Here is a 10,483-nt window from a genome sequence, read left to right as displayed (position 1 = left end):
CCTCGTCGTTTGGGTCGGCCTAGCATGCCCGGGGTGCCTTGTCGAGGGGGTGTGGGTGAAAAAACACCCCGGTGAAAGCCGGGTCAGAGTATACTCTCCGGGTTGGTGTCCGCCCTCCAGGCATGGCCAAGGCGTGCGGGCTCGACATGACGGTGTCGCGTAGATGCGCGCGCATGGCGCGGTTTTCGCGCGAGGCTGGTGGTGCCGCTGCCAGGGTAGGCTGGCGGTCTTGACTCTTTGGAGCCCTGCCGGGCTCAGCCGACGCGCTGGAGAAGGGAAGAATGGCAGTGGCTGCGAGCAGACGAGCTGTGATGACGCTATATTCGGATCCTGTTTGTCCTTATTGCCATCGGGTGAGAATGGTTCTCGCCGAGAAGGGAATCAGCGTTGACGTGGTCGACGTCGACGCCCACGATCTGCCCGACGAGGTCATGGACTTCAACCCCTATGGTACGGTCCCGACCCTGGTCGATCGTGACCTGCGCCTCTACGAGTCGCAGATCATCATGGAGTATCTCGACGAACGTTTCCCGCATCCGCCGCTGCTGCCGGTCGATCCGGTCTCGCGGGCCAATGCGCGTCTGTTCATGTATCGCATCGACCGCGACTGGTACGCGCTGATGCGGCGCATCGCCATGGGCGATCAGAAGGAAGCGGCGCAGGCTCGCAAGGAGCTGCTCGAGAGCCTGATCGTGACCGCCCCGGTGTTCGGTGCCCATCCCTACTTCATGAGCGAGGAGTTCTCCATCGTCGACTGCTGCGTGGCACCGCTGCTGTGGCGTCTGCCGCGTCTCGGCATCGAGCTCCCGGCGCAGTGCGCGCCGATCCGCGCCTACATGAAGCGGATCTTCTCCACCGACGCCTTCCGTCAGAGCCTCAGCGACGCCGAGAAGGAAATGGCCGCCTAGCGGGCTGAGCCGACCGTCGGTCCCCGAGTCGCCCCGGCATGGCGGCGGCTGCTACTCTTGTAGGCGGTCCGGGCGCGTCGCTACACTGAGCGTCTCGTCCGGGCTTGGCCGGTGAGTGCCGTGTGCGGTGTGCCGGAACACCATTCCGTGCGTCAGGCGCCGCCGATCCAGGCCTTCCCGGATCGCCCAGACCTCCAACACCAGACCGCTATGATGACCTCGACCAAACCCTATCTGATCCGCGCCATCCACGAGTGGATCCTCGACAACGACATGACCCCGCACCTGGTCGTCGACGTCAGCTACCCGGGCATGCGCGTCCCCACGGAGTTCGCCGAGGATGGCCGCCTGGTGCTCAACATCTCGCCCTCGGCAACCCGTAACCTGCTGATCGGCAACGAGTGGATCGAGTTCAACGCCCGTTTCGGTGGCGTTGCCCGCGATCTGCTGATCCCGGCCGAGGCGGTGATCGGCATCTTCACCCGCGAGAACGGTCAGGGCATGGTGTTCCCGGAGCCCGATGCCCCCGAGGAGGACCTGCTGCTCGACGACGAGCTCCCGGTCGAGAGCGGTCCGACACTGCGTCCGGTCGAGAGTGGCGAGGGTGCGCGCGATGAGGCGCCGTCGCGTCCGGCCAGGAGCAAGGGCGGCCCGACCCTCAAGGTCGTCAAGTAACGCGACTTGCGTTCAGGCGTCCTCGCTGCGCGCCGGCAGGCCGAAGCTCAGCTCCTCCAGCGCGATCCCGCGCAACACCAGATAGCCGCTGCGCCGTCCGGTCCCTTCCTCGCTGAACTCGAAGCGATAGACCCGGCGCAGTCGCACCCCGCCGGCGCCCCAGCTCAATCCGATCCGGCGCAGCGCGACCGTCTGGTCGAGCAGCTGCAGGTCGCGCTGGGCGCAGCCGCGATCGCACAGGACAAGTGCTCGCTCGCGGGCGCGCAGACCATCGGCCCAAAGCCCGGCGAGCGCGGCGAGCAGCAGGATCGCCAACAGCTCCTCGCTCATCCCCCGATTCCCGTGATGGCGCCGCTCCGGCGCTGCTGGCCGTTGCTGCTCGCCGTGCTGTTGTCCGGCTGTGGCGGCGGTGATCCGGGCGCGCCCGCCGATGCCGCGCAGCTGCGCGCGCTGCATGCCCTGATGGTCGAGATCCGCGCCGATCTCGCCGCGGCCCGCGTCGCCGAGGCGCGCGCCGGGCTGCCAGCGCTGCGGCGTCTGGGGCACGGGCTGACGGCGTCGCAGCAGCGTTCGGTCGAGCGCTTGACGGCGCTGGTGGAGACCGAGTGGCGCTGTGCGCGCCAATGGCGTTGCGACGATTGACCGATCCTCATTCTGCGTGCGCCTCGCGGGTGTCGCCGGTGGTGACCTCGGGGCCGAGCAGGATCGCGATCGGTCGGGTCTGCGGGGTGGCGTCGAGCGCGATCTTCAGCGACATCGTCAGCGGCACCGAGAGGAACATGCCGACCGGCCCCAGCACCCAGCCCCAGAACACCAGTGAGACGAACACCACCAGGGTCGAGAGCCCGAGTCCGCGGCCCATGATCCGGGGCTCGAGGATGTTGCCGACCAGGGTGTTGATGGACACATAGCCGAGCGCCACCAGCAGCGCGCTCTGCAGGTCGAGCTGGACCAGCGCCAGCAGCACCGCCGGGATCGCGGCGAGGATCGAGCCGATGGTCGGCACGAAGTTGAGCAGGAAGGCCACCGCCGCCCACAACACCGCGAAGTCCACCCCGAGGATCGCCAGCCACACCCAGACCGCGAAGCCGGTGCCGAGGCTGGTGACGGTTTTCAGCCCCATGTAGTGATTGACGCTGTCGAGCACGTGCTTGAGCCGCGCGATCGAGGCCTCCGGGGTCTTGAGCGCGAGGGTGAGCTTGGCCGGCAGGTTGGTGGCCTCGAGCAGGATGAAGACCACGGTGAGCAGGATCAGGAAGGTATTGGTCAGCGCGCCGCTCAGCCCGGAGATCAGCTCGCCGGCGAAGCCGAGCGCGCGCGCCGGGTCGATATAGGTCTGCAGCGCCTCGCGCGAGGTGTGGATACCGATGCCGTCGAGCCAGCCGACCAGTTCGCCGGTGAGCTGCTTGAGCCGCTCCTGGTACTCCGGCAGGCTCGCCTCGAAGCCGCCGAGGGAGCCTGCCACCAGCACCCCGGCGATGCTGCCGACCCCGACCAGCCCGAGCATCACCGCCACCAACGCCAGCCCGTTGGGCAGGCCGCGGCGGCGCAGATAGCCGAGCGGCGGGCTGGCGATCACCGCGATGAACACCGCGAGCAGGAAGGGGGCGATCAGCGACGAGGCCGCCTGCATCCCGGCGATGACCACCACGAAGGCGCCGGCGACCAGCAGCAGCCGGGCTGCCGAGCTGAAGCCGATCTCCTCGCTCATCGCTCGCGCGCTGCCGGCAGCTCGAACTGCGGCAGCCCGGTGTGCAGCCACCAGGTCTCACGCTCGGCATCCCAGCGCCAGGTCTGGGCGTCGCTGACCTGGCGCAGCACCTGGGTGTCCTCGTGCAGGTAGTCGATGAGCACCAGCTGGTTGGCGGTGTCCTCATCGGGCAGGTTGAGCGGGCGTATCACTTCGTAGCCGGTGACGCGGACGCCGGAGAGATCGGGCATCGGCGCCTCGGCGCGCAGCTCGGGGTCGAGCATGCCGTAAGCGGTATCGAAATAGCTCCAGCGGATGGCGGTGTGATAGCGGTAGGTGGCCGCCTGCAGGCTGTTGTTGCGCTTGTCCCTCTCGACCGTGGCGCAACCGCCGGCGAGTAGCGCCAGCACGACGGCGGCGAGGACCAGCGAGACGAAACCTGGGGTCGATGAGCGAGGCTGCATGTGGGCTCCGGGGTTCCTGTGCTGCACCGTCGAGCGATGATAAGCCATCGGGCGCGTTCGACCAATCCGCGACCGGGGGGGTATGATGCCGGCCCTCATCGACACCGGGATGTGTCGCCGCTGTCCGCGCCGCTCGCCGCGTCTGTTCGTCGGTTCGCCGAGCGCACCCTGGTTCGGCGGGACTCGACCCGCGGCTGCCAACGTCCGCGGCCATGAACCGAATGAGCCTGATTCCGTGCCGCTGTCCTCCAGGAACGGGGCTGCGGTGTCCTTTTCTGTTGCTGTCCGCGGTGAACCCCTGATGCCCGAGATCGCCGAACCCAATCACGAAATCGTCCGAGACGGGGTCCACTACACCCTGCTCGGCACCGCCCACGTCTCGCGGGTGAGCGCCGAGCAGGTGCGTCGACTGATTCGCAGCGGCGACTACGATGCCGTTGCGGTTGAACTCTGTCGCAGCCGTTACAAGGCGGTGATCGACCCCAAGTCGCTGTCACGGATGGACCTGTTCTCGGTGATCCGCCAGAACCGGGTCTACATGGTGGTCGCCAATCTCGCGCTCTCGGCCTATCAGCAGCGTCTCGCCGATCAGTTCGGCATCGAGCCCGGCGCCGAGCAGCGCATGGCGCTGCGTCTGGCCGATGAACGCGAACTGCCGGTGCTGCTGATCGACCGCGAGATCGGGACGACGCTGCGGCGGATCTCGGCCAATCTCGGTTGGTGGCGGCGCTATACCCTGTTCACCGGGCTGCTCGCGGCGATGGTGACCTCCGAGCAGGTCACCGAGGAGGAGGTCGAGCGGCTCAAGGAGGGCGATGTGCTCGAGACCACCTTCGCCGAGTTCGCCGCCGATCGTCGCGATCTCTACCAGCCGCTGATCGAGGAGCGCGATCGCTACATGGCCGCCAAGCTGCGGCGCGAGGCCGAGCGCACCGGTGCCAAGCGGGTGCTGGCGGTGATCGGTGTCGGCCACCTGCGCGGCATCGGGCGCTGTCTGGCCGAGGAGGACGAGTCGCCCGACAAGGTGACCGCCGAGCTTGAGCGGTTGCCGCCTCCCAACCCCTGGCCGCGTCGCCTGCCCTGGGTGCTGGTGGCGCTGATCCTCGCCGGCTTCGGCTATGGTTTCGCGATGAGCCCGGAACTCGGCTGGGAACTGGTGGTGAGCTGGGTGGTGATCAACGGCGGGCTCTCGGCGCTCGGCGCCCTGGTCGCCGTCGCGCACCCGCTGACCGTGCTCTCGGCCTTCGTCGCCGCGCCGCTGACCTCGCTCAACCCGACCATCGGCGCCGGCATGGTCACCGGCGCGGTGGAGTTGTCGGTGCGCAAGCCGAGCGTCGGCGACTTCAGCCGGCTGCGCGACGACGTCGCCTCGCTGCGCGGCTGGTGGCGTAACCGGGTGGCGCGGGTGTTCCTGGTGTTCCTGCTCAGCTCGCTCGGTTCGGCCCTCGGTACCTATATCGCCGGACTGCGTATCGTCGGCCAGCTGGTCGAGGCGCACTGAGCGCGCCGGCGCCCGGCTCAGGCGTCGGCGTCGAGCTGGGCGCGGATCAGCGCCACCGCTTCGTCGAGGTGCTGGAAGGCGTGATCGCCGCCGTCCCAGACCCGCACCCGGGCGCCGGCGCCGCACTCGCCATAGAGACGTTCGGCGATGCGATGGTCGATGACCTCGTCGCCGCGGTCGAGGAAGACCGTGGTCGGGACCCCGTCGCAGGGCTGCTCGACGGCATAGCGCCGGGTCTGTTCGGTCTGCTCGCGACTGACCTGATAGCGCTCGCCGTCTGCGGTGGTCAGGGTCTGGCCGGCATAGTCGTCGAAGAAGGCCCAGGGGGTGAGCGCGGGGTTGATCAGATAGAGGTGCGAGAAGCGGAAGCGGCGCGCCAGATACTGACCGTAGAAGCCCCCCATCGAGCTGCCGACGACCGCCGGGGAGGGATGGTCGAGCCCGGCGAAGAAGCGCTCGAGGGTGGCGATTGCGGCATCGGGGCGATGGGCCGGGTAGTCGATCGCCCGCACCGGGTGGGGGGCGAGGTGTTCGCGCAGGAAACCGGCCTTGAACGAGCGGCTGGAGCTGTTGAGGCCGTGGAGATAGACGAGCATGGCGGGGTGGTTCCGGGTCGGGGTCAGCGGATGGTGGGCGGGCTCTGGCGTTCGTCGGCGGTCGGGCCGAAGAAGGTCTGGCGGAACTGGGCGCAGCGCTCGATGTACTCGCGCGTGCTCTTGGGCATGGGCACGCGGGCGCGGACGATGAAGCGGACCAGCTCGGCCCCTTCGCACAGCAGCCGCGATCCCTCGAGCGCCTCGCGGATGGCCAGGGTGCCGGCATTCGTCGGGAGCTGGGGCTCGAGTTCGCAGAGTCGGTCGCTGGCGACGGCGAAGGCGGGCCAGACGTCGAAGATGGTCGGGTCGGTGCGCAGGATCTCGCACTTGCGCTTGGCCGTCTCGGCCAGGGCATCGACCGGCGCGGCGATCTCGGGGAGCTGACGACTGGCGGCGAAGCCATCCTTGATCGCCCCGGCGATGCGGTCGATGTCGCGCATGGTCATGGCAATCTTGACATAGCGGCTCTCGTAGAAGGCGGCGATCGGCATCGAGAAGGCCTTGAAGGGCTCGCCCCAGAGTTCGTCGATCCCCTCGTCGCCGCCGCGATGACGGACGATCTTGCCGAGTTCGAGCGCCTCGAGCAGATACTGTCCGCACTCGCGCATCAGGCTGTTGTCGGGGCCGATCTCCACCCCGGTGGCCTGGAGCTCGACGAGACAGCTGAAGATGTCGGCGGCGCGGTTGAACAGGGCGCCGGCGAGCATTGCGCCGTTGACCCGCTTGCGCTCCGGATGGCATTCGGCGGCATAGGCCGCGCGCGCCTCGTCGAGCCGGGCGCCGGGGATGTTGATGCCGTGCTCGACGTGGTTGAACAGCCTGCGAGTCAGCGCCTGGATCAGCTGGCGCTTGGTCTCGAGGGTGTCGGCGGGTGGTTCGTAGTACTTGATCCAGTACCCGTCGTAGTGCACCCGGGTGTCGCCGTCGATCTTGCGTCTGGTGCCGTTGGCGATGGTCTGGGACATACGTCGCTGGGATCGAAATGACCGGAATGGGGCGCAGTGTAGAGAAGAGCTTGCGCGCCGTCAGCCCTTGCCGAGTCTAGACTGATGCCATGGGGCGGCAATCGGGTTCGCTACCGCTGCCGGGCCGCCTGGATCCATGCTGTCGAGAGAGCATCAATGCAACATAGGGACAAGGTCGCGGCCATCTTCATGGGGCTGTTCGTCTGGGGGTTCGCCGGTGCGCTGTTCGGTGCGCTGTTCGCGGGCCTGTATCAATTGCTGGTCGGGTTGGGGATTGCGGGCTGGCTGCCGCTGCTGATCGCCGCCACCATTGCCGCCACCACCACCTCGGCCTTCTACAGCGCCATGCCGGTGGCCCTGGCCGGGGCCATGGCCGGGGTGCTGGCCTCGATCGCCTATCTGATCGCCACCGGGCATCAGGTCGAGCTGCCCTTGATCGCCGGCCTTGCCGGTCTCGCCGGGGTGCTGGCCGGCGGTTTCTATGCCTGGGCCATCAGCAGCGGTGCCCGCCCCCTGGCGCAGACCTTCAGCGGTCTGCTCGCCGGTCTGCTCGCCGGGACGGTGCTGGCGCTGCTCCTCGGGCTGAGCGGGATCGAGGTCGGGATGTTCACGCTCGCCGCCGGGGTCGTGGCGCTGGTCGGCTCGATCTATCAGTTCTCGGTGCGTCGGTTGGCGCATGCCGCCGACTGGCTGCCGGGCGGGCTGTCGGCGCCAGTGGTGGCGGGCTTGATCGCCGCGGTGGTCGGCGCCAGTGTGTGGATCGTCGGCGGTACCACCGCCGGGCTGCATGCCGCGCCCGGCGCGGCCTTCGAGGCGATTCTCGCCGAGGTCCCGGCGGGTCTGCTCGGCGGCGCGCTCGGTGGCGCGCTCACCGGTCTGCTGCTGGAGTCGCTCGGTATCGATCTGCAGGCGATCGCTTGAGCGCCTGCCTCGGGAACGAATCGGGCACTTATGGGCTAGGCTCAGGTCTACAACCCTGGTTGCTGAATGGTTGTATTGGTTCCACTTTCTTGCATCTCGTTGATGAGGAGGTCTTCATCATGTTGTATGTCCTGCTACTCCTGGCCGTCGGGATCGTCATCGGCTGGAACTGGCCGCAGCCGCAGTGGGCGCGTGATTTCCAGGCGCGCGTGGTTGGCACGGTGCGCTCGCTCACCGGCAAGGCCAGGTAGGACGCGCGGTGCGCTGAGGAGCCAACCGCGCGTCACTGGACGCGCGGTTGGCCCCGGGCGGCTTCAATCGGTGGGGTGGGACGGCTAGACTGCCGATGCCGGTGGGTCACTCGATCCACGCATACATCCATCCAGTTCATCCGAACCGCGAGGGAATCCATGCGCAGTATTCCAAAACGTCTCGCCCTGATCTCCGCGATCCTCTGTCTGGCGGTGCTGAGCGCCCCGCTGCATGCCGCGCCCTTCAACGTCCAGCGCGGCCAGATCGCGCTCCAGGAACTCGGCTATGCCCCCGGCCCGGCGGACGGGATCTACGGCCCGGCCACCCGCTCGGCGATCAAGCGCTTCCAGCGTCATCACGGGCTGGCGGTCACCGGGCGCTTCAACCAGGCCACGGTGGCGCGGCTGCGTCATCTGATGCAACGACGACACATGCGTCGTTGATCGTCCTTCTGTGAGGTGTTGTCCCATGTCCATCCGATTCGGTGCAGCGGCGCTGTGCCTGCTCGCTTCATTCCTCTCGGCCGGTTGCGCCACCCAACCCGGGCGCGCCACCACCGGCGGCGCGCTGATGGGGGCGGCCACCGGCGCTGCGATCGGCTCGTTGAGCGCCGACGCCGGCAAGGGTGCGTTGATCGGTGCCGGTGCCGGCGCGCTCGGCGGCTATCTGATCGATGCCGAGAACGCTTCGCGCCGTCCGCCGCCCTCGCGCTATGGGCCGCGCCCCTATCAGGGGCAGCCCTGTCCGCCGGGGCTGGCACTGGGACGCGGCGGGCGCTGCGTGCGTTACTAGGGGATGGAGCGTTTCGCCCTGGCGCGGGTCGCGCTCACGGCCCAGACGTTGCAGTCACGGCTCGGGATCGCCGAGCTCGCCGACTGTTGCGCCAGCATCGACCGGGTGCTCTGGCATGATGGCGCCGAGGGCGAGATCTACTGTCTGTGGGGGCAGTTCCTGGTGCGTCGCGAATGTCTTCGTGGCGGTGTGCGCTTCGCCCTGCCGGAGTGCCCCAATGCGCTCGCCTGGACCCTGACCGAGACGATCGATGGCGGTGCGGTGATGATCCACTGCACCATCGCGCGGCACGACCCCGAGCCGGAGTTCGTCGAGTCGATCGAGACCTTCGTCGAGGACTGGCGCATCGGGTTGGAGCGCTGTTTCGGTTGAACGCCCGAGGCTCGGTTCAGAGCACCTCGAGCGCGCGGACCAGGGCCTCGAGTTCGGGGTCTTCGGCGAGCGCGCCCTCCCAGACCCGGTAGCGTCGCTGGGTCGCCCCCTCGCCGATGCTCAACTCGACGATGAACCCCGAGGTGTCGGTCGGCGCCGGACGTTCGTCGGGTGCGCCGAGGGCGCTCGTCAGCCGTTGCAGACGCGCGCGCTGCGTCTCGTCGAGACAGCCCCGACGCGGGGCGTGGCTGGTGTAGTCGCCATTCTCGATGCGGTAGTCACCAGTGGCGTCGATACGGATCTCGACGGCATAGTCGTCCTGGCCGATCATGCGGTAATGCAGGGGTTCCAGCGGCATGGCGGGATCTCCGTGGCGGCGTTGCCGATTCCGGCCCGACGGCTGTCCGGCCGGTCCTGCGTCCAGCATAGTGCAGTGGCCGGTCGCGGCCCGCTTGCTTTTGGGCGCGCCGCTTGGCACCCTCGATTCGAGATGGGCGCCGTGGTGTCGGCGTCAGTGGGCGATGTCACCTGCATCGTGCAGGTTGCCCGCCCCGCTGGCCGGGGGTGAGAGCCCCTGCGCGCACCGTGGCTGGGCGCGCTTCGGCTCGTGTCCGCGCTCGCGCATCCGCGTTGCCGGTCACGACCGGGGGCGGTCGGCCAGGCGCCCGTGAAATCCGGACTCCCGCACCCCAGGTCGTCAGATATCGATGTCACGCCCCGAGGAACTCCCCCGCCGGATCGGTCGGGCGATGCTGCTGGCCGCCTGGGTCGTCGCGCTCGGGCTGTTGGCGTGGCTGTTCGATGATCTGCTCGATCGCGATCGAGCACCGCCGCTGCGGGTGTTCGTCGCCCCCGACGGGGTGCCGAGCGTGGTGCTCGAGCGCAATCGCGCCGGGCACTATGTCGCCGATGGCCGGATCGACGGTGAGCCGGTGCGATTCCTGGTCGACACCGGCGCCACCGATGTCGCCCTGCCGCTGGCACTGGCGCGTCGCCTGGGCCTGGAGTTGCGCCCCGGTGGGATCAGCCGCACCGCCAACGGCGAGGTGCGGGTATGGCGCACGCGGCTGGCGCGCGTCGAGCTCGGAGGTCTGGTCGCCCATGACGTGCGCGCCGCCGTACTGCCGAACATGCCGGGAGACGAGGTGCTGCTGGGGATGAGCTTTCTCGAGCGCCTCGAACTCGTCCAGCGCGGCGAGACCCTGACCCTGAGGCCTGCGTCGGGCTGATCCCCTACGCCCCCTGTTGCCGAGGCGTCGCCGTCAGTGGCGACGTGTTCGTTCGCGCGTCGGTCGGAGAGCCCGGCGCCGGCAGCGCGAGCTGCAAGAAATCCGGGGCCGCGCGCCT

16 protein-coding genes are annotated in these 10,483 nt (G+C 68.7%); 10 read left to right on the top strand and 6 right to left on the bottom strand.

From position 1 onward, the window contains the following. Positions 1–281: 281 nt before the first annotated feature. Entirely contained in the window at positions 282–908 is a 627-nt protein-coding gene (gene sspA / locus EBL85_RS15835) for a stringent starvation protein SspA (protein WP_025275053.1), read from the top strand. A 213-nt stretch (positions 909–1,121) separates the two neighbouring features. Beyond that, the gene (locus EBL85_RS15830; protein WP_123139604.1) at positions 1,122–1,583 is read left to right on the top strand and encodes a ClpXP protease specificity-enhancing factor; all 462 of its coding nucleotides are present in this window, start codon (positions 1,122–1,124) and stop codon (positions 1,581–1,583) included. A 12-nt stretch (positions 1,584–1,595) separates the two neighbouring features. On the opposite strand, the gene EBL85_RS15825 is transcribed toward EBL85_RS15830, so the two are convergent. Continuing rightward, positions 1,596–1,913, bottom strand: coding sequence for a DUF3301 domain-containing protein (locus EBL85_RS15825; RefSeq protein ID WP_123139570.1), 318 nt, complete (start codon positions 1,911–1,913; stop codon positions 1,596–1,598). A gap of 15 nt (positions 1,914–1,928) precedes the next feature. Here EBL85_RS15825 and EBL85_RS15820 point away from each other — a divergent pair, with 15 nt between their 5' ends. Beyond that, positions 1,929–2,225, top strand: coding sequence for a hypothetical protein (locus tag EBL85_RS15820; protein ID WP_123143414.1), 297 nt, complete (start codon positions 1,929–1,931; stop codon positions 2,223–2,225). Positions 2,226–2,232: 7 nt separating this feature from the next. On the opposite strand, the gene EBL85_RS15815 is transcribed toward EBL85_RS15820, so the two are convergent. Next, positions 2,233–3,294 carry an AI-2E family transporter gene (locus EBL85_RS15815; protein ID WP_123139568.1) on the bottom strand — a complete coding sequence of 354 codons (1,062 nt, stop codon included), beginning with the start codon at positions 3,292–3,294 and terminating at the stop codon, positions 2,233–2,235. Next, positions 3,291–3,737 carry a hypothetical protein gene (locus EBL85_RS15810; RefSeq protein WP_123139567.1) on the bottom strand — a complete coding sequence of 149 codons (447 nt, stop codon included), beginning with the start codon at positions 3,735–3,737 and terminating at the stop codon, positions 3,291–3,293. The genes EBL85_RS15815 and EBL85_RS15810 overlap by 4 nt, the downstream gene beginning before the upstream one ends. A 301-nt stretch (positions 3,738–4,038) precedes the next feature. Between EBL85_RS15810 and EBL85_RS15805 the strand changes: the two genes are divergently transcribed. Then, on the top strand, positions 4,039–5,238 hold the full coding sequence (locus tag EBL85_RS15805; protein WP_123143413.1) for a TraB/GumN family protein: 1,200 nt from the start codon (positions 4,039–4,041) through the stop codon (positions 5,236–5,238). A 17-nt stretch (positions 5,239–5,255) separates the two neighbouring features. Here EBL85_RS15805 and EBL85_RS15800 read toward each other — a convergent pair whose 3' ends face one another. Next, on the bottom strand, positions 5,256–5,834 hold the full coding sequence (locus tag EBL85_RS15800; protein ID WP_123139565.1) for a YqiA/YcfP family alpha/beta fold hydrolase: 579 nt from the start codon (positions 5,832–5,834) through the stop codon (positions 5,256–5,258). A gap of 23 nt (positions 5,835–5,857) precedes the next feature. Continuing rightward, positions 5,858–6,799: a hypothetical protein gene (locus tag EBL85_RS15795; protein ID WP_123139564.1), complete on the bottom strand. Its 942-nt coding sequence runs from the start codon at positions 6,797–6,799 to the stop codon at positions 5,858–5,860. Positions 6,800–6,955: 156 nt separating this feature from the next. Between EBL85_RS15795 and EBL85_RS15790 the strand changes: the two genes are divergently transcribed. The 5 genes from EBL85_RS15790 to EBL85_RS15775 all read left to right on the top strand — a co-directional run bounded on the left by EBL85_RS15790 (position 6,956) and on the right by EBL85_RS15775 (position 9,136). Next, complete coding sequence (locus tag EBL85_RS15790) at positions 6,956–7,720, top strand: spermidine synthase (protein ID WP_123143412.1); 765 nt, start codon at positions 6,956–6,958, stop codon at positions 7,718–7,720. Positions 7,721–7,839: 119 nt separating this feature from the next. Continuing rightward, positions 7,840–7,971, top strand: a complete 132-nt coding sequence (locus tag EBL85_RS17570) for a hypothetical protein (RefSeq protein ID WP_255419405.1) — start codon at positions 7,840–7,842, stop codon at positions 7,969–7,971. Between the two features lie 159 nt (positions 7,972–8,130). Beyond that, positions 8,131–8,415, top strand: coding sequence for a peptidoglycan-binding domain-containing protein (locus EBL85_RS15785; RefSeq protein ID WP_123143411.1), 285 nt, complete (start codon positions 8,131–8,133; stop codon positions 8,413–8,415). 25 nt (positions 8,416–8,440) lie between these two features. Then, positions 8,441–8,764: a YMGG-like glycine zipper-containing protein gene (locus EBL85_RS15780; protein ID WP_005224516.1), complete on the top strand. Its 324-nt coding sequence runs from the start codon at positions 8,441–8,443 to the stop codon at positions 8,762–8,764. 3 nt (positions 8,765–8,767) lie between these two features. Beyond that, positions 8,768–9,136: a hypothetical protein gene (locus tag EBL85_RS15775; RefSeq protein WP_123143410.1), complete on the top strand. Its 369-nt coding sequence runs from the start codon at positions 8,768–8,770 to the stop codon at positions 9,134–9,136. 16 nt (positions 9,137–9,152) lie between these two features. Here EBL85_RS15775 and EBL85_RS15770 read toward each other — a convergent pair whose 3' ends face one another. Beyond that, a complete protein-coding gene (locus tag EBL85_RS15770) occupies positions 9,153–9,494 on the bottom strand; it encodes a hypothetical protein (RefSeq protein ID WP_123143409.1) in 342 nt (113 codons plus the stop codon). Positions 9,495–9,843: 349 nt separating this feature from the next. On the opposite strand from EBL85_RS15770, the gene EBL85_RS15765 reads away from it, so the two are divergent. Continuing rightward, positions 9,844–10,365, top strand: coding sequence for a TIGR02281 family clan AA aspartic protease (locus tag EBL85_RS15765; RefSeq protein ID WP_123143408.1), 522 nt, complete (start codon positions 9,844–9,846; stop codon positions 10,363–10,365). Positions 10,366–10,483: the final 118 nt, after the last annotated feature.

Origin of the sequence: Marichromatium sp. AB32 (assembly GCF_003718675.1) — a bacterium.
In the GTDB taxonomy this organism is placed as follows: domain Bacteria; phylum Pseudomonadota; class Gammaproteobacteria; order Chromatiales; family Chromatiaceae; genus Marichromatium; species Marichromatium gracile.
Note: the sequence above shows the minus strand (reverse complement) of the source record. Positions and strands in the feature narration are given on the sequence as shown.